Source organism: Gemmatimonadales bacterium (assembly GCA_035502185.1).
Taxonomy (GTDB): Bacteria; Gemmatimonadota; Gemmatimonadetes; order Gemmatimonadales; family JACORV01; genus Fen-1245.
The window spans coordinates 1-22,647 of the sequence record DATJUT010000115.1; the positions used below are offsets into that span (position 1 = coordinate 1).

Genomic DNA, 22,647 nt, shown 5'->3' on the forward strand with positions numbered 1-22,647 from the left:
CCTGGGCCGCGCGTACCTCGGTCAGAAGCGCTTCTCCATCGAGGGCGTGGACATGCTGGTCCCGATGCTCGACCTGGTGGCCGAGCTCGCGGCGGCCGCCGGAACCCGGGCCGTGGTCATGGGGATGGCGCACCGGGGCCGGCTCAACGTCCTCGCGCACATCGTCGGGATGCCGTACGAGTCCATCATCGCCGAGTTCGAGGGCGGGCAGATCGGCGAGGCCGACGGCGCCACCGGCGACGTGAAGTACCACCTCGGCGCCTCCGGCTCGTACCTCACGCAGGCCGGGAAGTCCATCGCCGTGGAGCTGTCGCCCAACCCGAGCCACCTGGAGTCGGTGAACCCCGTGGTGGAGGGACGGGCGCGCGCGCTCCAGACCGAGCGCCGCGGCCCGACGGCGCACCACGACGCCTCGGTGGCCCTGCCGGTCCTCATCCACGGCGACGCCGCTTTCGCCGGCGAAGGCGTCGTGGCCGAGACGCTGAACCTGGCGCGGCTCCCGGGCTACTCCACCGGCGGCACGATCCACATCATCACCAACAACCAGCTGGGCTTCACCACCGACCCCGGCGAGGGGCGCTCGACGCCGTACGCGTCGGACCTGGCCAAGGGCTTCGACCACCCGATCATCCACGTGAACGCCGACGATCCGGAGGCCTGCCTGTCCGCGGTGCGGCTGGCGATGGCGTACCGCGAGCAGTTCCAGGGCGACGTGCTGATCGATCTGGTGGGCTACCGCCGGCACGGGCACAACGAGGCCGACGAGCCGGCCTACACCCAGCCGGTGATGTACGAACGGATCGCCGCGCTGCCGACCGTCCGCGCGCAGTGGGCCGCGAAGCTGGCCGCGCAAGGCGTGGTCACGAGCGAACAGGCCGAGGCCGAGGCGCAGGCGGCCTACGAGCGCCTGTCCAAGGTGCAGCAGGCGGTGAAGGCCAGCCTGTCGCGGCGCTCCGGCGCGGGCTTCGAGACCATCGGCACCAGCGCGCGGGTGTCCTCCGGCTCGGAGCTGGCGCCGGCGACCACCGGCGAGTGCGAGCCCGGCACGGCGGTGGGCGAGGAGATGCTCGGCGTGCTCGATCGGCAGCTGACGACCTGGCCCGACGGCTTCGCTGTGCATCCCAAGCTGCTGCGGCAGCTGGAGCGGCGCCGCAAGACGATGGAGGAGGGCGGCGCGCTGGAGTGGGCCCACGCGGAGTCCCTGGCGTTCGCCTCGCTGCTGGTGGAGGGCGTGCCCATCCGGCTGACGGGACAGGACACGGAGCGCGGCACCTTCAGCCAGCGGCACCTGGTGCTGCACGACGTCGCCACCGGGGCGCGGTACGCGCCGATCCAGCACCTGCCGGGCGCGCAGGCGCCGTTCGAGCTGCACAACAGCCCGCTCTCGGAGCTGGCGGCGCTGGGGTTCGAGTACGGCTACAGCGCAGAGGCGTCCGAGGCCCTGGTGCTGTGGGAAGCGCAGTTCGGGGACTTCGCCAACGGGGCCCAGGTCATCATCGACCAGTTCATCGTGTCGGGCCGGGTGAAGTGGTCGGAGCGCTCGCGCCTGGTGCTGCTGCTGCCGCACGGCTACGAGGGTCAGGGCCCGGAGCACTCGAGCGCGCGGCTGGAGCGGTTCCTCCAGCTGGCCGGCCAGCAGAACATGCGGATCGCCAACCCGACCACGCCGGCGCAGTACTTCCACCTGCTCAGGCGGCAGGCGAGGCTCGAGGACCAGCGCCCGCTGGTGGTGATGACCCCCAAGAGCTACCTGCGGCATCCGCTGGCCCTCTCGCCCGTGGAGGACCTCGCCGACGGCTGCTTCCGGCAGGTGCTCGACGATCCCCAGGTCGCCGGCGACCGCGCGCGGATCGAGCGGCTGGTGGTGTGCTCCGGGAAGGTGTACTACGACGCGATCGGCTCCGGGGCGCGGAAGGCCGCCGCGAAGGTGGCGGTGGCGCGCCTCGAGCTGCTCTACCCGCTGCCCAAGGCGGACCTCGCCGCGCTGGTCGCGTCGTATCCCAACCTGCGGGAGCTAGTGTGGCTCCAGGAGGAGCCCCGGAACAAGGGGCCCTGGCGCTACGTCGCACACCATCTGCGCGACCTGGCGCCGCGCGGTGCGGACGGCGACGTGCGCCTGCGCTACGTGGGGCGGCCGGAGCGGGCGAGCTCGGCGGAGGGGTATCCTGCGGCACATCTGGCCGAGCAGGCTCGCATCGTGGGCGAAGCGATGGGTGGCGAGTGAGTGTGAGAGGTGAGGGTGAGAGGTGAGGCTCACCTCTCACGTCGTTGCCTCTCACCTCTCACTTGAACCTCTCACTTCTCACGTCTCACCGCTCACCCGCCCCTCGTATGCATCTCCCGATGGGGATCGGCGCGAAGCTTATCCACCGGGTACAGCGCGCCCCTCGCGACAACCTCGAGCCGTCGCTCCGCCCCCCTATCCGTCCGTTCTCGCCACGTCCCCCCGATCAGCGCGGCAAGCTCCTCGTCGGAGGCGCCCTGGCGCAGCGGGTCCCGCAGGCTCACGCCGCGCTCGGCGTACAGGCACAGGAACCACGTCCCGTCGGCCGTGAGCCGGCTGCGGTCGCAGGTGCGGCAGAACGGCGCCGTGGTGGAGGCGATGATCCCGAAGGTCGTGCCGTCGGGGAGCGCGAACCGCTCGGCGGGGGCGGCGCTCCCGGCGGGCGGCGCGACCGGCTCGATGCGCCCGTACCGCCGCGCCAGCGTCTCCAGCATCGCGACCCGCGAGACGACCTGCGCGGGCGACCACTGCGTCGCCCCGCCGACGTCCATGTACTCGATGAACCGCACCTCCGCGCCCGCCGCGCGGCCGAACTCGATCAGGTCCGCCAGCTCGTCGTCGTTGTAGCCGCGCACCACCACCGTGTTGAGCTTGAGGCGGCCGAACCCGGCCCGCCGCGCCTCGGCGATCCCCTCCAGCACGTCGCCGTGCCGCTTGCTCCGGGTGTAGGCCTCGAACCGGTCCGGCCGCAGCGTGTCCAGGCTCACCGTGAGGCGATGGAGGCCGGCGCGGTGGAGCGCCGCGGCCTGTGCCGCCAGCACCATGCCGTTGGTCGTGAGGGCCAGGTCCGCGATGGCGTCGTTGCGCCGCAACAGCGCGACCAGGGTCGGCACGTCGTGCCTCAGCAGCGGCTCGCCGCCCGTCAGCCGCACCTTCGCCGCGCCCAGGGCCGTGAACACCCCCGCGAGCCGCGTGATCTCCTCGAAGGTGAGGATCGACGCGCGGGGCAGCCACACGTACTCCTCCTCCGGCATGCAGTAGCGGCAGCGGAGGTTGCACCGATCGGTGAGCGAGACCCGGAGGCTCGCGAGCGGGCGCGCCAGCGCGTCGTGGACCATTGCGGGGGAATGAAAGCGAGTCGTTCGGCTATCGGCAAGCGGGCCGGCGGCCGCACTGCGCGGCGATCCGTGGCCGTGCGCGCGCGGGCGAGACGCGCCGGGGCGCCGCGCCCCGCGTCGCCTACGCCGTGGCGCCCGCCGCGGCCTTCGTCCGCTCCTCCTCGCGGAGCGCCATCCGGAGGATCTTGAGGATGCCGCTCTTCGGCAGCGCGTCCCGGAACTCGATGTGGCGCGGGACCTTGTAGGCGGCGAGGTTGCTGCGGCAGTACGCCGCGATCTGCTCGGCGGTGGCGTGCTCGCCGGGCTTGAGGACGATGAACGACTTGATGCTCTCGCCGCGCTTGGGATCGCTCACGCCGATCGTGGCCGCCTCGAGCACCGCCGGGTGCTTCATCAGCACGCCGTCCACCTCGTCCGGATACACGTTGTAGCCCGACGCCAGGATCATGTCCTTCTTCCGGCCGACGATGCAGTGGTAGCCGTCCTCGTCGATCTGGGCGATGTCGCCGGTGTGGAGCCAGCCGTCCCGGAGCACCTCCGCCGTCTCCTCCGGCATGTTCCAGTAGCCGGCCATCACCTGCGGACCCTTGATCAGCAGCTCGCCCGGCTCGCCCGGCGGCAGGGTCCGCGTGCCGGTCTCCAGGTCCACCACCTTCGAGTCGGTGTCGGGGAAGGGAATGCCGATGCTGCCGGCCTTCCGCAGCCCGTCCATCGGGTTGACGTGCGTCACCGGCGACGTCTCGGTCAGGCCGAATCCCTCGACGATGTGGCTCCCGGTCAGCGCTTCGAACCGCTCGAGCACGGCCATCGGCAGCGGCGCCGAGCCCGAGAAGCAGGACTTCACCGACCGGATGTCCTTGTGCTCGATGCCCGGGTACCCGTTGATCGCGTGGAACATCGCGGGCACGCCCATGAACAGCGTCACCCGGTCCTTCACCACGGCCTTGACCAGCGCCGGGATGTCGCGCGGGTTGGGCAGCAGCACCATCGCCGCGGCCGCGCCGATCGGGAAGTTCATGCACACCGTCATCCCGAACACGTGGAACAGCGGCAGCGCCGACAGTACCACCTCGGAGCCGTGGGTGCAGTGCAGCCAGGTGATGCACTGCTGGACGTTGCACGACAGGTTGCGGTGCGTCAGCATGGCGCCCTTGGAGACGCCGGTCGTCCCGCCGGTGTACTGCAGCGCCGCGACGTCGTCGAGGCCGATGGAGACCGCCGGCGGGTCGGGCTCCGTGGCGGCGACGAGCCTGCGGAACCGGTGCACGCCCGGCTCCGCCGCCACGCGCGCGATCGCGGGCGGCTTCATCCGCCGCAGCTTCAGCGGGGCGATCTGCTTCAGCGGGAAGGGCAGGTACTCCGGAATCGACGCCACGACGTAGTGCTTGATCGGCAGCCGGCTGCGGATGTGGCGCAGCCGGGTGGCGAACAGGAAGTCCGCCGTGACGGCGAACTCGCAGCCGGCGTCGTTCCACTGGTGCTCGATCTCCCGCTCGACGTACAGCGGGTTCGTCATCACCACCTGCCCGCCGAGCGACAGGACGGCATAGTAGGCGATCACCGTCTGCGGCAGGTTGGGCAGGTGGATCGCCACCCGGGTCTCCCGGGTCACGCCCAGGGCCGCCAGCGCGGTGGCGAGGCGGTCCACCTGGTCCTTCAGCTCCCGGTACGTCAGGCGGCACCCGAGGAACAGGATCGCCGGGGCGTCGGGGTAGGCTTCTGCCGACCGCTCGAGCCGCTCGGGCAGGACCAGCTCCTCGTAGGCGAGGCTCGGCCGGACGACGGAATCGTAGTGCTTGTGCCAGACCCGCGGCTCCACGCGCTCTCCAGGCTCTCGGACGGCCACCAACTTCGCGTCGCCTCGGGGACTTGCGCAACCATCGGCCCCAATGCCTCTTATCCGTCCATTCCGAACGCCTGAGTCGGGTTACCTCACCAGGGAGATCGCCATGTACGATGTGACGGTGCCGATGCTGTGGCTGCCGATCGTGCTGTCCGCCGTGTTCGTGTTCATCGGCAGCAGCGTGGTGTGGATGGCGCTGAAGTACGAGAACGCCGAGTGGAAGCCCATCCCGGGCGAGGACCAGCTGCGCGACGCGGTTCGCAAGCTCAACCTCAAGGCGCCGGGGCAGTACGTCTTCCCGCACATCATGGGCGAAGGCGGCGCCGAGGCCGCGATGAAGAAAGTGGAGGAGGGCCCGAACGGGGTGCTGCTGCTGCGGAAGCCGGCCAAGTGGACCATGGCCCCGATGCTCGTGCAGGCATTCATCTACTACCTGGTGGTGTCGTTCTTCGTGGCCTACGTCGCGAGCCACGCGCTGCCCAAGGGCACCGAGTACCTGCGGGTCTTCCAGATCGCGGGCGCGTCGGGCTTCATGGCCTACGGGCTGGGTCTGGTGCCCGAGGCGATCTGGTTCGGCCGGACCTGGAAGAGCACGGTCAAGAGCCTGATCTCGGCCCTGATCTACGGATGCCTCACGGCCGGAACGTTCGGCTGGCTGTGGCCGCACGCCATGAGCTGAGACGGGCCGGGCGATCCCGGCACGCTTGACGCCTCGCGCGCGGGCGCCTTATTCCCGGGCAAGCCGGACGCGGGGACGAAGACATGGCGAAGCAACAATCCCGGACTCGGCGCTGGAGCTTCAATCTCGGCGCCGAGTTCGGACATCGGGACCTGACCGACGAGGTCGCCGCCCTGGTGGGCGACTCGGGCGTGCGCGACGGGGCCGTCGTCGTGTCGCTCACGGGCTCGACCGGGGCCGTGACCACGATCGAGTACGAGGCCGGCGCGCTGGCCGACCTGAGGCGCGCGCTCGACCGGCTGGCGCCCGCCGACGGCGACTACGCGCACAACGCGCGGTGGGGCGACGGCAACGGCTTCTCCCACATCAGGTCGTCGCTCCTCAAGACCGGCATCGCCGTGCCGGTCGTCGACGGCCGCCTGCAGCTCGGCACCTGGCAGCAGATCGTGGTGATCAACCTGGACAACCGGGCCCGCGAGCGGGAGGTGGTCGCCGTGGTGCTCGGCGCCTGAGCCGGCGCCCGCCTGTAACCTGGGGGCCGGTCCACCCGTAGGGGTTGTCGGCAGGGCGCGGCGCCCTGCGGGGAGGTTCTCGAGGATGTTGCGTGCACTGGGAATGCTCGCCGGCACGGCGATCCTGGGCGTGCTGGCTGTGAAGCTGCTGGGCCTGCTGCTGTTTCCCGTGTTGGGCCTGGTGTTCGGGTTCGTCATGTTCGTGCTGAAGCTGGCGCTCATCTTCGGCCTGGCGTACCTCGCCTACCGGCTGTTCCGCCGGTGGACCGAGGAGCGCGGCTCCGAGGCAGCCTAGACAGCGACGATCACGTGGCGGAGGCGGGGGCAGACATATGGCCCCCGCCCGCGTAGCTTGTCCGAACCATGAAGGACAAGACCGTCGCCTACCTGCTGTGGTGCGCCTGCTTCGTCGGCGTGTGCGGGCTGCACCGCATCTACAACGGCAAGTACGGGACCGGCTTCCTGTGGCTGTTCACGTTCGGCCTGGCCGGGATCGGACAGTTCATCGACCTGTTCACGATCCCGGGCATGGTCGAGGACGCCAATAACCGCGCGCTCATCCAGTCGGTGGGCTCGGCTGCGCTGCTCGGCGCGGGCGGCGCGGGCCAGGGGGTCAAGCGCCTGCCGCGCACGACGGAGGAGTTCCAGGTCGCGCTGGTCCAGGCGGCGAGCGCCAACGGCGGCCGCCTGTCGGTGGCCGAAGCGGTGGCGAGCACGGGACGCGGCTTCAAGGAGGTCGAGCGGCAGCTGCGGGAGATGGCGGTGGCCGGCTACATCGAAGCCGACAGCGACGACGCGGGGCAGGTGTTCTACGTGTTTCCCGGACTGGTGAAGTGACGAAGCAGTTGGCAGGTGGATGGTCGTAGGTTGCAGTGGTTGCTCTCTCGATGACCCACCACCTACAACCCACTAACTCTCCCTCAGCACCTCCATCGCCGTCCTGCGGAACACCTCGCGACTCGCGGCGAGCCCCACGGCGGCCACGAGGGCGGCGGTGGCCGCGAGCACGGCCAGGAGCGGCACGGCCGGCAGCTTGAACCCGAGATCGAAGACGAAGTGCACCATCGCCCAGGCTCCCAGGGCGGAGAGGCCGATGCCCACCAGCCCCGCCAGGGTTCCCAGGGCCAGGTACTCGGCGAGCAGGATGCGGGAGAGTTGGCGACGGGTCGCGCCCAGCGTCTTGAGCAGCGCCCCCTCGCGGATGCGCGCCAGCCGGCCGGCGGCCACGGCGCCGGCCAGGACCAGTGCCCCGATGGCCAGGCTGAAGGCGGCCATGAACCGGATGGCGAGCGACACCCGTCCGAGAATCCGCTCCACCACCGCCTGCACCAGGGCCACGTCGAAGCTCGTGACGTTGGCGTAGCGCGCCGACACCGCGCGCTGCAGGCGGGCGCGCGCCGCCGCGTCGTCCAGCCGCGTGAGCACGACCGTCGAGCGGGGCACGCCCGCGAGGGCGGCCGAGCTGAAGACGGCGAAGAAGTTCGGCTCGAAGCGCGCCCACTCCACTTCCCGCAGCGCCACGACCGCGGTCGGCACCGAGAGCCCCTCGACCGTCCAGTCGATGCGGTCGCCGATCCCGACGCCGAGATCCTGCGCCACGTCGCTGCTCAGCGAGACCGGGTAGGGCGGTCCCGCGCCCCGGCCGTGCCACCAGGCGCCGCGGACCAGCCGCTCGCCGGCGGTCATCGAGTCCCGGAAGGTCGAGCGGTATTCGCGCCGCAGCGTCCACGGCGCCGGCGGCCGCCGCTTCGGGTCCCGGAGCAGGTCGTCCGGCGCGCGCCCGTTGATGGACGCGATCCGCATCGGCACGATGGGCACCTGCTGCAGCACGCCGGCGCCGCTCGCGCGCACCAGGCTGTCGACGCCGGCCTCCTGGTCCGGCTGGATGTCCACGAAGACCAGGTTCGGCTTGCCCGGCGTGGCGAGCGTCGCGAACTGGACCTGGCCGAGCAGGTTCGCCTCCACCAGGTACAGCGTGGCCAGCAGCGCCACCCCGAAGCCGAGCGCGACGACGACGGTGCGGGTCTGGTTGCGCGGGCGGTACAGGTTGGCGATCCCCTGCCGGAGCGCGTAGGGCCACCCGGCGCCGCGGGCCGCGGCCACGAGGAGCCGGCGCGCCAGCGCGATCGCCACGCGCGCGGTGAGCGTGAGCACGCCGAGCGACAGGCCGATGGCCACGGCGAAGCCGAGGCCCACGCGCGGCTCGTCGCTCTGGTTCATCGCGAGGGCGACGACGCCGACGGCCAGGGCGCCGAAGGCGGCCACGCGCCAGGGGTCGCGCGGCGGCCGGACGGCCTCGTCCTCGAACGGCTGGCGCAGCGCCTGGAGCGGCGAGACGAGCCGGACCTCGAGCAGGGGCCGCAGGGCGAACAGCACGGCGACCGCGACCCCGACCGCGAGGCCGGCCGCCACCGCCGCCGGCTCGACGGTCACGGACACGCCCAGGGGGAGCACGCCCTTGAGGAGCACGGGCAGGAGGAACTGCACGCCGACGCCCAGGGCCGCCCCCGCGGCGGCGGCCACCAGGCCCAGCGCCGCGGCCTGCAGCAGGTAGATGACGAACACCGCCGGCCGGCCCGCGCCCAGGCACCGCAGCACGGCGATGGTGTCGAGCTTGCCGGCCACGAACGCCCCGATCCCGCTCGCCACGCCGATGCCCCCCAGGAGCAGGGCGACGAGCCCGACGAACTGGAGGAAGCTCGACAGCTGGCTGAGCGACTCGGTGAGGTTGGCCTCGGCGTCGCCCGCGCTCCGGCTGCGGACCTTCTCGCGCTCGAACAGGCGCTTGTGCGACCCGTCGAGGCGGCGCGCCGCCTTCTCGCCGTCCAGCTTGAGCAGCGCCTGGTAGCTCGCGCGGCTGCCGAACACCACCAGGCCGGTCCCGGCCACGTCCCGCACGGGGATGTAGACCTCCGGAACGAACGAGCCGTAACCGCCCGACAGCCGCCCGGGCACCTCGACCGCCACGGCCGCGATGCGGAAGCTGCGGCGGCCGAGCTCGAGCGTGTCGCCGATCCGGGCGCCGAGCTGTACCAGCAGGCTGGTGTCCACCACGGCGACCTCGGCGGTGTCGAGGTCGGCCCAGCGGTTCGGGGGATCGGTGACCGCCCGGCCGTAGAACGGGAAGCCGCCGCCCACGGCGCGCACGTCCACGAGGCGCGTGCCCTCCCGCCGCCGGACGTACGCCATCGAGTTGAGCGACGTGCGCCGCGCCACCACGGCGCCGCCGCGCGCCAGGGAGTCGAGCAGGCTCTCGACCGGTGGGGTGAACGGGCGGTTGCTGGTGAGCAGCAGGTCGGCGCCGAGCAGCTCGCGCGCCTGCCGGTGCACGGACTCCTGGACGTTGGCGGTGAACGAGCGGATGGCCACCAGCGCGGCGACGCCGATGGAGATCGCCGAGGCGAACAGCAGCAGTCGCCGGCGGGAGGCGCGGGTCTCCCGCCACGAGAGGCGGAGCACGGCGCCGGCGCCGGTCATGCGCGCCCCGGCTCCCGGACCACCGCGCCGTCCCTGAGGCGCAGCGTGCTCTTCGCCTTGGCCGCCAGCTCGCCGTCGTGGGTCGCCAGCACGATGGTCGCGCCCGACTCGCGGTTGAGCCCGACCAGCAGCTCGATGATGCGCGCGCCGGTCTCCGCGTCGAGGTTGCCCGTCGGCTCGTCGGCGAACAGGACGCTGGGGCGGTTCGCGAACGCGCGGGCCACCGCGACCCGCTGCTGCTCGCCGCCGGAGAGCTGCGCCGGGTAGTGATGCTCGCGCCCCTCCAGGCCCACCCGCGCCAGCAGCTGCCGCGCGCGCTCGGCGATGTCCCGGTAGCTCTCGGCCTTCCGCGTTCGGAGCGACGTGGAACCGCCGTCGCCCTGTGCAACGTGCCGTCTGGGAACCAGCTCCAGGGGCACCTGGACGTTTTCCTGGGCGGTGAGGGTCGGGATGAGCTGGAAGGTCTGGAACACGAACCCGACCTGCTCGCCGCGCAGCCTCGCCCGGCCGTCCTCGGAGAGCAGGGACAGGTCCTGGCCGCCCAGGAGCACGCTGCCGCCGCTGGGCACGTCGAGGCCCGCCAGCAGCCCGAGCAGGGTCGTCTTGCCGCAGCCGGACGGCCCGACGATCGCGAGGAATCCACCGGCATCGACTTCGAGACTAACTTCCTTGAGCACCGTGAGGGGGCGGCCGCCGCTCAGGTAGGTCTTGGTGAGGTTCCGGGCGATGAGCATGGGCCGAATGATAGTTGGCGCACTGGCGATTGTCCTGCTGGCCTCGTGCGGCCGGGGCGGCATGGCCTCGCGCGTGCCGCGGGCGCCGGGCGTGGACTCTGCGGGTGTGCAGGCGACGCGCGCCGACTCGGTCGATTCGGCAGCGCGCTCGACGGCGGGCGGCGGGGGACGGCCCCAAACCCCGACCCCCAATTCCCAAACCCGGCTGATGGTCTTCCTGGGCACCAGCCTCACGGCCGGCCTCGGTCTCGATCCCGACGAGGCCTATCCGGCGTTGATCCAGCGCCGGCTCGCCGGCCGGCGTCCGCCGTGGCAGGCGGTCAACGCGGGCGTGAGCGGCGAGACGAGCGCGGGCGCCCTGCGCCGCCTCGACGCCGTGCTCCGGGGCCCGGTCGCCATCCTGGTGGTGGAAACGGGGGCCAACGACGGGCTGCGCGGCCTGGAGCTGGACTCGACGCGCGCCAACCTCGAGGCCATCGTCCGACGCGCGCGCGCGAACCGGCCGGGGATCGGGATCGTGCTCGCGGGCATGGAGGTGCCGCCGAACCTGGGCCCGAGGTACGCGGCCCGGTTCCGGGCCCTGTTCCGCGACCTGGCCGCGCGGGAGGGCCTGCCCCTGATCCCGTTCCTGCTCGAGGGCGTGGGAGGCGTGGACTCCCTCAACCAGCCGGACGGGATCCATCCCAACGCCGCCGGGGCCCGGATCGTAGCGGACAACGTATGGAAGGTGCTCGCGCCGCTGGTGGCGCGCGAGAGCGCGGCCGCCCCGGGCGGCGCGCCGGGTCCGCGGTGAAGCCGTTGCCGGTCCCGTACCTCGTCCGGCGGCTCGACGGGGGCGCCGCGCTCGAGATCCACTGGGACGAGGCCGGCCACGTCGGCATCTACGGCGCGCGCGAGCTGCGGCTCGCCTGCCCGTGCGCGGCGTGCCGGGACGAGATCAGCGGCGCGCCGATCCTCGAGGCGGGCGGCGTGCCGGACGAGATCCGCGCCGTGGCCCTTCGGCTGGTCGGGGCATACGCCGCGCATTTCGCGTGGAGCGACGGCCACGACACCGGCATCTACCCGTGGGAGTACCTGCTCGCCCTTTGCCCGTGCCCGCGCTGCGCTGCGGAGCGCTCAGGAGGTGGACCATGGCCCAGCTCGACCTGACCGCCGAGGAGGCCGCCGTGCTGCGGCAGGCCCTGGAGAGCTACCTGTCGGACCTCCGGATGGAGATCACCGACACGGAGCGGATGGAGTACCGCGAGGAGCTCAAGCGGCAGGAGGAGATCCTCACGCGGCTCGAAGAGCGGCTGGCCTTCCGGAAGTCGTAGGCCCCGCGATGCGCCTCGAGCTCCCGGTCGCCGGCGCGGTGCTGCGCCCGTGGGAACGCGGCGACGCCGTGTCCCTCGTGCGGCACGCGGACAGCCGCGCGGTGTGGATCAACCTGGGCGACCGGTTCCCCCATCCGTACCGGCGGGCGGACGCCGACCGGTGGATCGAGGCCGTCACCGGGCAGGACCCGGCCGTGCACTTCGCGATCGTCGTGAACGGCGAGGCCGTCGGCGGCATCGGGCTGGAGCTGCAGGCGGACATCTGGAAGCGCACGGCCGTGGTCGGCTTCTGGCTGGGCCAGGCGCACTGGGGCCGCGGCATCGCCACGGCGGCGCTCCAGGCGGTGACGGAGCACGCGTTCGGCGCGTTCGACCTGTGCCGGATGCAGGCCTACGTGTTCGAGCACAACGCCGCCTCGATGCGGGTGCTCGAGAAGGCCGGGTACGTGCGCGAGGCGCGGCTCCGCAAGGCCGCCACGAAGGACGGCCGGACGTTCGACCTGCTGGTGTACGCGCTGGTCAGGTGACGCGGAGGTCGCCGCCTACGGCAGGGTGACCGTTCCCCACAACACGATGGGAAGCGTGGCACCGGCCTTGGTGTACGTGCCCGCCGCCGGCGGTGAGGCCTGGGTGGGCTGCACCGGGTTGGTGAAGCTGAACGTCGCGGGCGCTCCGGCAAGGCTGTTGGTCACGCTGAAGTACTTGCCGGCCCCGGTCGGCGCGACGAGGAACGCGAACGCGTTGAGCGTGATCGCGGTGCCGCGGGTGAAGGTGAGCTGGACCGCCGTCGGCGACATGTTCGCGAACGTCACCGTGTTCCCGGTCAGGAGCGCCGTGCCGCTCGGCACGACGACCGGGGCGTTGGAGATGTAGGTGTCGTTGAGGTTGAACCCGCCCGTGGTGAGCGTGTTGCCGTTGCCCGAAATCGTATCGGCGACCGCCGCGCTGGTGTCCGACAGCACCCCCGAGACGAACACGTTGCTTCCCAGCGAGACGCTCGTCGCCTGGCTCACCGCGCCCGAGGTGCGGTTGAGGAGCACGTTGCCGAACGTCGAGGCGGCGCTACCCGGATTGGCGAAGGCGATGCTCTGCTGCGTCGCGCCCGCGAACTGCACCGTGTGCCCCGCGCCACCGACGAACGAGGTGGCCGCGCCGCGCTGCGCGAAGCCGCCGTAGAGGCGCAGCGTGCCGGCGGCGAGCGTGTCGGCGCCGCCCGCGAACACCGCGCTGTCGTGCACCGCCACCACCGGCGCCGCGGTCCCCGTGGGCATCAGGAACACCCCCGTTCCCTCGGTGCGCAGGAAGCCGGCAATGGAGTCCGTCACACCGAAGGTGCTCTCCGTGTAGGTGCCGCCCTGGACGATCAGGTTGCCGGCGTAGGTCGTCCCGCTCGACGGCAGCGTCCCACCCGTCATCCGCACGCTCTTCCAGGCGAACAACGGCGAGGGCGTGGACGAGATCCCGGCCACGCCGATCGTGCCGGTGCCGTAGAAGTTGCTGGCGTTGAGGAGCACCGCCGTGTCCGGACTGAACCGCACGGCGGTGCCGCCGATGAACGTGCTGTCCAGCACCCAGGTGCCGGCCTCGGCCCGGAACGGCCTGAGGACGGCCTGGGAGTGCACCCGCAGAATGCCGGCGGCCGGGAGCTTGAGGGCCTCGGCGGCGTTGCTCACCAGGGTCGACGTGCCCGTCATGACCGTGGAATCCTGGACCTGCACGTTGGAGAGCAGGCGGATGGTGTCGGCCACCGTCCCGTTGAGCACGAGGTCGCGGAAGAAGCTGCCGGACGAGTCGGCGAACTGGATGGTCTGCGCGCCGGCCGCCGCGCGCTGGAAGCTGACCCGGGTGCCGGTGGGCGCGAACTGCCCACCGGTGCCGCGCTCGAAGAAGTTGCCCCAGATCCGCAGCACGCCGCCCGTGAGCGCGGTCGACGGCCCGCCGGCGAACACCGCGCTGTCGCGCACGGCGACGGTCGGCGCGGCGACGATGGCGACCATCGACAGGGCACCGGTGCCCTCGGTGCGCAGGAACCCGGCGGCCGAGTCCACGCCCGAGCCGATGGTGTACGTGCCCGACGAGACGATCAGGTCGCCGTTGTAGGTCACGCCCGGCGACGTGAACGCGCCGGCCGTGCTCACCCGGACGCTCTTGTACGCGATCCCCGCGCCGGTCGGGAGCGTCGCGATGCTCCCGTTGAACACCGTCGTGTCGGGGCTGAACGTGCCGGCCAGCGTGGGCGAGATGATCGGCGTCGCCGACAGCTCGACCACCGGCGGCTTGAGGCTCGGTGACCCGGTCGAGAAGTCCATCCGCAGCAGGCCGGCCACCGACAGCCGCTGGCTGGTGCCGGCGCCGGTCAGGCTGTAGGGGAACGCCGACGCCTGCATCCACAGCGTGTCGTTGACGAACGCACTGGTCTGGAGCACCACGTTCCGGTTCTGGCTCTGGATCTCCAGGACGTCGAAGTGACTCTGGGCCGCCGCCGGGTTCGCCATCGAGACGTTCTGCGTCACGGTGCCGCGGAGCGACAGCCGGTGCGTGCCGCCGAGCGTCGGTGCGTACGAGCTGACCGATGTCCCGCCGGTCTGGGTGAAGTCGCCGTTGACCGTGATGATGCCGGCCGTCAGCAGGCCGCTCGTCGAGCCGCCGCCGAAAGTCGCGCTCCCGCCCACGCCCAGGCTGTCGGTGGCGCCGGTCATCCTGAGGGCGCCCGTGCCGGTCGTCTGGAAGAAGCCGGTCACGCCTACCTGGCGGCCGGTGAGGTCGAGCGTCCCGCTGGTGACGACCAGGTTGGTCAGCGCACTCGGGTTGCCGCTGAAGGTGGCCGTGCCCGAGGCCTGCGAGACGCGGACGCTGCGATAGGCGTAGAGGCTGGGGATGACCTGGCTCGCGCCCGTGAACACCGCGGTGTCGGGCTCGAAGAAGCCGGAGGTGTTCACCAGGCCGTCCACCTCGACCTTGTTGACCGTGATGTTCGAGCCGGTCGCGGCGCCGGTGATCGTGTCCGCGATGAAGTCGCCGGTGCTGCCGGCCATCGCGTTGTTGCCGAACCACTGGAACAGACCGGCCCGCACGGTGCCGTTCACGGTGATGTTGCCGTTCGCTCCCTGCTGCGACCACAGTCGCCGGAAGAAGCTGTTCAGGGGGTCGGCGAAGCTGATCGTCTGCGGGCCGCTGCCCGTCAGCACCACGTGCTCCGGGCTGGTGTTCGGGCCCGGCGCGAAGTTCGCGGAGCCGGTCTGGGTGAAGTTGCCCCCGACCCGGATGACCCCGTTGCTGATGGTGCCGGCCGCCCCGCCGAAGGTCGCGTTGCCGCTGATGTCCAGCGAGTCGCCCGGCAGGTTCATCACCAGCGCGCCGGTGCCCGAGGTCGCGAAGTTGCCGGTGAGACCCAGGCCGACGCCGTTGGGCGCCAGCGTGCCGGCGCTGACGAGCAGGGTTCCGCCGCCGCCGATCGTCAGCGGGCCGTTCATCTGGAAGGTGCCGCCCGCGAGCTCGAGCGTGTCGCCCACGTTGACCGTGGCCGTGCCGAGGAACGGAGGCGTGCTGCCCCCCGCGAGCCTGAGCCGCCCGCTGGTGACGTCGAGGGTGCCGCCCTGCTCGGTGTACTCGGCGCTGACCGTGAAGGCCGTGCCCGGGGTGGTGGCGCTGATGACCGTGCCGCGGTTGTCGAGCACCGACGGCGCGCCGCCCTGGTTGTAGAGGAAGCCGCCGCCGGCGCCGGTGAAGGCCAGGTTGCCGCCGGCGAGGACCCGGATCGTGTCCCCGGAGCCCGAGCTCAGCGGCGTCGTCGCCGTCCACCCGCCCGAGCCGGCCACGAGGAGCTTCGCGTTCTGGAGGGCCGGCGCGCCCGAAGCGAAGCTCATCGTCAGGCCGGCGGTGGCCGGAACGAACAGCGTGCCGCCGCTCACGGTGGCCGGTCCGGTCCACAGCATCTCGAACGGCGTCTTGATCGTGCCGCCCGCGAGGCTCAGCGAGCCGCCGGAAATCGTGAGGTTGTCGAAGAACGCCGTGTCGGTCGGCGTGAGCCCGCCCACCGTGCCGCCGGTGATCTGGGTCATCCCCGACGAGCCGGTGACCGCGAAGTTGTTGGCCAGCGAAACCGAGCCGTTGCTGAACAGCAGCACGGTGCCCGGCGACTCGCTGACTGGGCCCGACATCGTGCCGCCGTTCGCGACGTTCACGCTGCCCGTGGTGATGTTGAGCGTGCCCGCCTGGTTGAAGGGCACCCCGAGGATGACCGGATTGGCGCTGGTGGTCCGGTTGATGGTGCCCTGGTTGTCGAGCAGGGGCAGGGCGCCGCCCTGGGTGTAGGCGAATGTCGGGTCGCCCTGGATGGTCAGCGTGCCGCCCGGCATCACGCGCAAGATGGCGCCGGAGCCGGCACCCACCGACTGCGTGCCCGTCCAGGTGCCCGAGCCCGAGAGCTCGAGGGTATCGGCCACGAAGGTGACGGCCGCCGCTGGCGCCATGGTCCAGGTCGCGCTGGCGAGCACCTTGGTCGTGAGCCCCGAGTTGCCGAGCGCGCCGCCCGTCCAGCTGAAATTGCCGCTCACCGACAGCACGCCCGACCCGCCGAGCGTGCCGCTCGCGAGCGACAGCGTCGTCGCGGCGGCGCTCGTGCCGTTGAAGTTCGCCGTGCCGCCGGCGATCTGGGTCGGGCCGGTGAGGTTGTAGGCCCCCGCCAGCGTCACCGTGCCGCTCTGGAAGCTCACCGTGCCCGCGCCGGTGATGGCGGAGGTCGCGTCGAAGGTCAGCGCGCCCGCGCTGGTGATGAGGTTCAGCGCGGCCCCGGACGACACCGACACCGGCCCGCTCACCGTCCCGCCGTATTGCAGGTTGATCGAGCCGCTCTGAACGTTCCAGGCGCCGGTGCCGCTGACCGGCGCGTTGACCACGAACGAGTTGGCGCTGGTCGTCCGGTTGACGGTGCCGAGGTTGTTCAGGACCGGCGCGGCGCCGCCCAGGTTGTAGCTGATGGTGGGATCGCCCGACACCGTCAGGACGCCGCCCGCGCCCACCCGCAGCGTCGCGCCGCTGCCGGTGTTGACGAACGCCGTGCCGGTCCAGGTCCCCGTGCCGTCCACCTCCAGCGTGTAGTTCTGCAGCTGGACGTTGGCCGCGGGCGAGATGCCCAGCGTGCCGCCCGAGGGGACCTTGATGCCGCCGCCCGCCGTGACGGCGCCGAGGCTGCCGCCCGTCCAGTTGAAGGCGCCCGCCACCGTCAGCGCGCCGGCGCCGGTGATGGTGCCCGTCCCGCTCAGGTTGAGCACCGTGTTCGCGGCGAGCGTGCCGTTGCCGGCGCCCACCGTCAGCGTGTTGGCGGCCACCGACAGCGTCTGCGTTCCCGACGCCGCGCCGGCGGTGAGCTTCGCCACCGTGGCGCTCACGTCCAGGTTCACCGTGTAGGTGCCGGACTGGGTGATCGTGACCGTGTCGGTCGCGACCGGCACGGCGCCCTTGCTCCAGTTCGCGGCCACCGACCAGTTGCCGCCCGACGGGTTGATCCACGCGTTCACGCCCAGCGGCGCGGTGACGTTGAACGCGGTGCTGGTCGCCGACGTGAGCCCCGCCGATGCCGCCGTCAGCGTGTAGCCCGTGCCGACGTTGTCGATCGAGAGGCCGCTGAACGTCGCGACACCCGACGAGGCGCTGACCGTCAGCGTCCCGGACAGGGTGCCGCCCGACGGGTTGGTCCCGATTGCCACGGTCACCGGGCCGCTGAAGGTCGTCACGGTGTTCCCGCCGCCGTCCCGGGCCGTCACCGCCAGGCCGAAGGCCGACTGCGCCGGCACGCTGGCCGGCGGCTCGGTCGTGATCACCAGCTGACTGGCCGTCCCGACCGTGACGGTGACCGTGCCGGAGGTCGCGCCCGTCAAGCCCGTGGCCGTGAACGTCAGGGTCCGCGCGCCGACCAGACCCGTGATGGACAGGTTGGCGAACGTCGCCACGCCGCCGGCGTTGGTGGTCGCGGTCGGCGTGCCGCCGAGCGTGCCGCCGCCCGAGGCGATCGCGGCGGTCACCACGACCCCGCTCTGACTCACCGCGTTGCCCGAGGCGTCCTGGATCTGGATCACCGGCTGCTGGGCGAAGGCGGCGCCGCTCGCGGCCGTGGCCGACGGCTGCGTCGTGATGGCCAGCTGGCTCGCGGCGCCCGCGGTAATCGTGATCGTGCCGGACGTGGTCGCGGTGAGGCCGCTTGCCGTGAACGTCAGCGTCCGGGCCCCCGCGCTGCCCGTGATGGACAGGTTGGTGAAGGTGGCCGCGCCGCCCGGGTTGGTGGTCGCGGTCAGCGTACCGCCGAGCGTTCCGCCGCCCGAGGCGATCGCCGCGCTCACCACCACGCCGCTCTGGCTCACGGCGTTGCCGGAGGAATCCTGCAGCTGGATCACCGGCTGCTGGGCGAAGGCGGCGCCGCTCTGGGCGCTGCTCGAGGGCTGCGTCGTCACGGCCAGCTGGACGGGCGCGCCGGCGCCCACGACGATCGTCCCGGACGTCACGGACGTCAGGCCGATCGCCGTGAAGGCGAGGGTCCGCGGCCCCGCCGCGCCGGTGATGGACAGGTTCGTGAAGGAGGCCGTGCCGCCCGCGGTGGTGGTCGCGGTCAGCGTGCCGCCCAGCGTCCCACCGCCGGAGGCGATCGCCGCCGTCACCACCACGCCGCTCTGGCTCACCGCGTTGCCCGAGGCGTCCTGGATCTGGATCACCGGCTGCGGCGCGAACGCCACGCCGCTCTGCGCCGCCGCCGACGGCTGCGTCGTGATGGCCAGCCGGCTCGCCGCGCCGGCCGTCAGCGTGATCGTGCCCGAGGTCACGCCCGCGAGGCCCGCGGCCGTGAACGTCAGGGTCCGCGCGCCGGCCAAGCCCGTGACGGACAGATTGGCGAACGTCGCCACGCCGCTGGCGTTGGTGGTCGCGGTCGGCGTGCCGCCGAGCGTGCCGCCGCCCGAGGCGATCGCCGCCGTGACCACGACGCCGCTCTGGCTCACCGCGTTGCCCAGCGCGTCCTGCAGCTGGATGACCGGTTGCTGGGAGAAGGGAGAGCCGCTCTGCGCCGTGCTCGACGGCTGCGTCGTGATCGCCAGGCCGCTCGCCGCGCCCGCCGCCACGTTGAAGGCCGCGCTCGTCGCGCCCGTCAGGCCGCCGGCGCTGGCCGCCAGGGTGTAGCCCGTGCCCGCCTTGTCGATGCCGAGGTTCGCGTAGGTCGCGACGCCGGCCGCCGCGTTCACGGTCGTGGTGCCGCTCAGCGTGCCGCCGCCGGGGTTGGTGCCGATCGCGACGGTCACGGCGGTGGTCGCGGTCGTGACCAGGTTGCCGCTCGCGTCACGCACCTGGACCGTCACCGCCGGGGCGAGGGCTGCGCCGGCCGTCGCGTTCGAGGGCTGCTGCGCGAAGGCGAGCTGCGCCGGCGCCGCCGCCGTGACGGTGAAGGGGTTGCTGGTCGCGCCCGTCAGACTGGCCGCGCCGGCGACGAGGGTGTAGCCGGTGCCGGCGATGTTGAGCGTGAGGGTGCTGAACGTGGCCACGCCGGCCACGGCTGCCACGGTGGTCGTGCCGCCGAGCGTGGACGGGCCGGGGTTGGTCCCGATCGCCAGCGACACGTTGCCCGTGAAGGTCGCTGCCGTGTTGCCGAAGCTGTCCTGCGCCGCCACCTGAACCGCCGGCACCATCGCCGCGCCGGACGCGACGGCGGGCGGCTGGACCAGGAAGGCCAGCCTCTTCGCGGCCCCCGCGACCCCGGTCGCGATCGCCGTCGTGCTGATGGCCGGCGCCGCGGCGATGGTCGCCTTCAGCGACTGCAGGCCCAGCGTGCCGCCGAGCGTCCAGATCGTGGATGCGTCGCCGTTGGCGTTGGTGGTGTCGGTGGCCTGCGACACGACGCCGCCCCCGCTCACGACCGTGAAGGTGACCGCCACGCCCGGCACCCCGAGGCTGTCGGCGGCCTTCACCCGGACGACCATCGGCTGCGCGAGGGGCGCGCCCACGCCGCCGGTCTGCCCGCCGCCCGACTGCAGGCCCAGCGCCGCCGCGACCGGCTGGACGGTCACCTGCGCGGTGTCCGCGATGTCGGTGGGCAGCATGGCCTCGACCCGCGCCACTCCCCGCACGATCCCCACCAGCACCTTGCCGACCGTGTCGGCCGGCACCCGCGCCAGGGTCGAGTCGAGCGAGCGCCAGGACACCGGCGTGCCGGGGATCGGCTGGCCCGCGGTGTCGTACGCGGTCGCGGTGAGCGTGACGGAGTCGCGGAACAGGACCGACGTCGTCTTCGGCGTGATCCGCACGGTCTTCGCGTTCGCCCCGACGCCGACGTAGCGCAGCGGGATCGGCAGCGCCTGCGGCCGCGAGCCGGTCGCCGTGAGCGTGACCGGCAGCGGGCCCCCGCGGAACACCGTGTCGTTGGCCGCGTCGATCATCGCGAGGTTCAGCGTCAGCGTCTCCGAGGTGCCGAAGATCTCGGTCGAGAGCCGGACGACCAGGCTGTCGGCGCCCGCCGGGAAGTCGATCGTCGTGTCGAGGGCGGTGGAGGCGGTGCGGCTGAGCGTGACGCGGACCCGGTTGAACGGTACGGAGGCCGCGGCGTGGCCGGGGAAGCGGGGCACGACCGAGAACGCCGCGGGCTGCGGGCCCCTCGGCGCCGAGGTGTCGCCCAGGCAGCCCGCGGCGACCATCGCCGCGCAGAGCGCAGCGATGCGTACAGCGCCGAAAAGGGCGGGCGCCGTGGCGGTCCGATCGCGCGAAGCCGTCAGTTGGCTTGTGTGTAAGGGTGAAGAATGGCCCCAAATGTGCGCTGGAACCCCGAAGTTCGCAAATGACGCAGGTCACAGTGCCGGGGAGGTTGCCGCCGGGGGGCGCGCGGCGTAAGTCTGTCGCCGCAGCAGCAGTTGGCCGCTCGTGTCTGGCTGGGGCCGGCAACGGCCGGAGGGACGCACAGATGAGATCGCGTGCATGGTGGGCGGCGGCCGCGCTGGCGGCGGCCGTCCCGGCGCTGCTGGCGGCTCAGCAGCCGGCGGCGGCCGCGGCGCCGGCGGCGCCCCAGGTGTCGCAGCCGGCGTACCGGGTGTGGATCGACTTCAACCAGCGCGTGAAGATGCGGGACGGCGTCGAGCTGTCGGCCGACGTCTACCGGCCGGACACGGCGGGGCGGTTCCCGGTCGTGCTGTCGCGCACGCCCTACACCAAGACCGGCTCGCTCCGGGCGGGTCGCGACTGGGCCTCGCGCGGCTACGTCTTCGTCGCGATGGACGTGCGCGGCCGGGGCGACTCGGACGGCGAGTGGGTGCCCTACCGCAACGACGGGCGCGACGGCTACGACGCCGTCGAGTGGTGCGCGGCCCAGCCCTGGTCCACCGGCAAGGTCGGGACGATCGGCGGCTCGTACAACGGGCGCATCCAGTGGTTCACGGCGGTGCTCCAGCCGCCGCACCTGGCGGCGATGATCGCGATGGTGACGCCGTCCGATCCGTTCGTGGAGTGGCCCACCGGCCTGCCGCTGCCGATGGACATCAGCTGGTACCACTTCACGGCCGGCCACCTGCTGCAGAACATGGACGCGGTGGACTGGTCGGCGGTGCAGCGGCACCTGCCGATGCTCACGATGGACTCGGCCGCCGGGCGGCCGAACCCGTACTGGCGCGAGGAGGTGCGGCACGCGCAGCTGAGCGACTGGTGGGAGCCGGTGCGGTATCAGAACAAGTACGACCGGGTCGAGGTGCCGGTGCTCCACATCTCGGGGTGGTACGACGACGAGCAGGTGGGGACGCCGCTCAACTACATCGGGATGACGACCCGCGGACCGGCGGCCGTGCGCGCGCGCCAGCACCTGCTGATGGGGCCCTGGCCGCACGCCATCAACTCGACCGCGAAGCTGGGCGCGGTGGACTTCGGGCCCACCGGCCAGATCGACCTGACCGCGGTCCAGCTGCGGTGGTTCGACTACTGGCTCAAGGGCGTGGACAACGGCGTGATGGCCGAGCCGCCGGTGCGGATCTTCGTGATGGGCACGAACGCGTGGGTGAGCGAGAACGAGTGGCCGATGGCGCGCACCCAATGGACCCGGTACTACCTCCACAGTGGCGGTCGCGCGGCGAGCGCGGCGGGCGACGGGGCGTTGTCGACGGCCGTTCCCGCCCGCGAGCCGCCCGACGCCTGGACCGACGACCCCGCGAACCCGGTCACCTTCATCACCGAGCCCTCGTTCGCGCAGATCGGCGGACCGGACGACTACCGCCAGGTCGAGCAGCGGCCCGACGTGCTGGTGTATACCAGCGACTCGCTCACCCGGGACCTCGAGGTGTGCGGGCCGATCCGGGCGCGGCTGTTCGCCTCCTCCGACGGACGGGACACCGATTTCATGGTGAAGCTGCTCGACGTGTGGCCCGACGGCTACGTCGAGCGCCTGATCGACGGGATGGTGCGGGCCCGGTTCCGCGACGGGATGGACCGGCCCTCGCCGATCGAGCCGGGCCGGATCTACGGCTACGACGTGGACGTGTGGAACACCTGCCAGACCTTCCGCCCGGGCCACCGCATCCGGGTGGAGGTGGCGTCCACCGCGTTCCCCAAGTACGACGTGAACCCGAACACCGGGGAGACGCTGGGCCAGACGACGACGAGCCGGGTGGCCCGTCAGGCCGTCTTCCACGACCGGGAGCACGCGAGCTACGTCATGCTGCCGGTGGTGCCGAACTGAGGTGGTTGGTGGGTGGTAGGTGGTAGCTCGTCGTCCCCACCACCCACCACCCGC

General features: G+C 72.3%; 15 protein-coding genes. 10 read left to right on the forward strand and 5 right to left on the reverse strand.

What is annotated here, in order from left to right:
- Positions 1–2,224, forward strand: a 2,224-nt coding sequence (locus tag VMF70_16005) for a 2-oxoglutarate dehydrogenase E1 component (GenBank protein HTT69530.1), incomplete at its 5' end; no start/stop codon positions are given.
- A gap of 92 nt (positions 2,225–2,316) precedes the next feature.
- Here the strand turns inward: VMF70_16005 and moaA are convergent.
- A complete protein-coding gene (moaA, locus tag VMF70_16010) occupies positions 2,317–3,342 on the reverse strand; it encodes a GTP 3',8-cyclase MoaA (GenBank protein HTT69531.1) in 1,026 nt (341 codons plus the stop codon).
- Between the two features lie 121 nt (positions 3,343–3,463).
- The gene (locus tag VMF70_16015; protein ID HTT69532.1) at positions 3,464–5,161 is read right to left on the reverse strand and encodes a long-chain fatty acid--CoA ligase; all 1,698 of its coding nucleotides are present in this window, start codon (positions 5,159–5,161) and stop codon (positions 3,464–3,466) included.
- A 130-nt stretch (positions 5,162–5,291) separates the two neighbouring features.
- On the opposite strand from VMF70_16015, the gene VMF70_16020 reads away from it, so the two are divergent.
- The 4 genes from VMF70_16020 to VMF70_16035 all read left to right on the forward strand — a co-directional run bounded on the left by VMF70_16020 (position 5,292) and on the right by VMF70_16035 (position 7,213).
- Positions 5,292–5,864, forward strand: coding sequence for a hypothetical protein (locus VMF70_16020; protein HTT69533.1), 573 nt, complete (start codon positions 5,292–5,294; stop codon positions 5,862–5,864).
- An 83-nt stretch (positions 5,865–5,947) separates the two neighbouring features.
- Entirely contained in the window at positions 5,948–6,376 is a 429-nt protein-coding gene (locus VMF70_16025; GenBank protein HTT69534.1) for a secondary thiamine-phosphate synthase enzyme YjbQ, read from the forward strand.
- A gap of 85 nt (positions 6,377–6,461) precedes the next feature.
- Positions 6,462–6,671 carry a hypothetical protein gene (locus VMF70_16030; protein ID HTT69535.1) on the forward strand — a complete coding sequence of 70 codons (210 nt, stop codon included), beginning with the start codon at positions 6,462–6,464 and terminating at the stop codon, positions 6,669–6,671.
- Positions 6,672–6,739: 68 nt separating this feature from the next.
- Positions 6,740–7,213 carry a TM2 domain-containing protein gene (locus tag VMF70_16035; protein HTT69536.1) on the forward strand — a complete coding sequence of 158 codons (474 nt, stop codon included), beginning with the start codon at positions 6,740–6,742 and terminating at the stop codon, positions 7,211–7,213.
- 72 nt (positions 7,214–7,285) lie between these two features.
- On the opposite strand, the gene VMF70_16040 is transcribed toward VMF70_16035, so the two are convergent.
- Both VMF70_16040 and VMF70_16045 read right to left on the reverse strand, forming a co-directional pair.
- Positions 7,286–9,853: an FtsX-like permease family protein gene (locus VMF70_16040; protein HTT69537.1), complete on the reverse strand. Its 2,568-nt coding sequence runs from the start codon at positions 9,851–9,853 to the stop codon at positions 7,286–7,288.
- Positions 9,850–10,587, reverse strand: a complete 738-nt coding sequence (locus VMF70_16045; protein HTT69538.1) for an ABC transporter ATP-binding protein — start codon at positions 10,585–10,587, stop codon at positions 9,850–9,852. Before VMF70_16045 ends, VMF70_16040 begins: the two co-directional genes overlap by 4 nt.
- Positions 10,588–10,594: 7 nt before the next feature.
- Here VMF70_16045 and VMF70_16050 point away from each other — a divergent pair, with 7 nt between their 5' ends.
- The 4 genes from VMF70_16050 to VMF70_16065 are packed head-to-tail and all read left to right on the forward strand — an operon-like array spanning position 10,595 to position 12,427.
- On the forward strand, positions 10,595–11,380 hold the full coding sequence (locus tag VMF70_16050; protein HTT69539.1) for an arylesterase: 786 nt from the start codon (positions 10,595–10,597) through the stop codon (positions 11,378–11,380).
- Positions 11,377–11,736: a DUF971 domain-containing protein gene (locus VMF70_16055; protein ID HTT69540.1), complete on the forward strand. Its 360-nt coding sequence runs from the start codon at positions 11,377–11,379 to the stop codon at positions 11,734–11,736. Before VMF70_16050 ends, VMF70_16055 begins: the two co-directional genes overlap by 4 nt.
- A complete protein-coding gene (locus VMF70_16060; protein ID HTT69541.1) occupies positions 11,718–11,900 on the forward strand; it encodes a hypothetical protein in 183 nt (60 codons plus the stop codon). Before VMF70_16055 ends, VMF70_16060 begins: the two co-directional genes overlap by 19 nt.
- A gap of 8 nt (positions 11,901–11,908) precedes the next feature.
- A complete protein-coding gene (locus VMF70_16065; GenBank protein HTT69542.1) occupies positions 11,909–12,427 on the forward strand; it encodes a GNAT family protein in 519 nt (172 codons plus the stop codon).
- Between the two features lie 15 nt (positions 12,428–12,442).
- Here the strand turns inward: VMF70_16065 and VMF70_16070 are convergent, their stop codons facing one another.
- Entirely contained in the window at positions 12,443–20,572 is an 8,130-nt protein-coding gene (locus VMF70_16070; GenBank protein HTT69543.1) for a hypothetical protein, read from the reverse strand.
- Positions 20,573–20,835: 263 nt separating this feature from the next.
- Here VMF70_16070 and VMF70_16075 point away from each other — a divergent pair, with 263 nt between their 5' ends.
- Positions 20,836–22,593: a CocE/NonD family hydrolase gene (locus VMF70_16075; GenBank protein HTT69544.1), complete on the forward strand. Its 1,758-nt coding sequence runs from the start codon at positions 20,836–20,838 to the stop codon at positions 22,591–22,593.
- Positions 22,594–22,647: the final 54 nt, after the last annotated feature.

What these genes read in the sequence shown, in the direction of transcription:
- moaA (HTT69531.1), bottom strand. Translation starts at nt 3,342, where the DNA reads ATGGTCCACGACGCGCTGGCGCGCCCGCTCGCGAGCCTCCGGGTCTCG.
- VMF70_16020 (HTT69533.1), top strand. Translation starts at nt 5,292, where the DNA reads ATGTACGATGTGACGGTGCCGATGCTGTGGCTGCCGATCGTGCTGTCC.
- VMF70_16025 (HTT69534.1), top strand. Translation starts at nt 5,948, where the DNA reads ATGGCGAAGCAACAATCCCGGACTCGGCGCTGGAGCTTCAATCTCGGC.
- VMF70_16030 (HTT69535.1), top strand. Translation starts at nt 6,462, where the DNA reads ATGTTGCGTGCACTGGGAATGCTCGCCGGCACGGCGATCCTGGGCGTG.
- VMF70_16035 (HTT69536.1), top strand. Translation starts at nt 6,740, where the DNA reads ATGAAGGACAAGACCGTCGCCTACCTGCTGTGGTGCGCCTGCTTCGTC.
- VMF70_16040 (HTT69537.1), bottom strand. Translation starts at nt 9,853, where the DNA reads ATGACCGGCGCCGGCGCCGTGCTCCGCCTCTCGTGGCGGGAGACCCGC.
- VMF70_16045 (HTT69538.1), bottom strand. Translation starts at nt 10,587, where the DNA reads ATGCTCATCGCCCGGAACCTCACCAAGACCTACCTGAGCGGCGGCCGC.
- VMF70_16050 (HTT69539.1), top strand. Translation starts at nt 10,595, where the DNA reads ATGATAGTTGGCGCACTGGCGATTGTCCTGCTGGCCTCGTGCGGCCGG.
- VMF70_16060 (HTT69541.1), top strand. Translation starts at nt 11,718, where the DNA reads ATGGCCCAGCTCGACCTGACCGCCGAGGAGGCCGCCGTGCTGCGGCAG.
- VMF70_16065 (HTT69542.1), top strand. Translation starts at nt 11,909, where the DNA reads ATGCGCCTCGAGCTCCCGGTCGCCGGCGCGGTGCTGCGCCCGTGGGAA.
- VMF70_16070 (HTT69543.1), bottom strand. Translation starts at nt 20,572, where the DNA reads ATGGTCGCCGCGGGCTGCCTGGGCGACACCTCGGCGCCGAGGGGCCCG.
- VMF70_16075 (HTT69544.1), top strand. Translation starts at nt 20,836, where the DNA reads ATGAGATCGCGTGCATGGTGGGCGGCGGCCGCGCTGGCGGCGGCCGTC.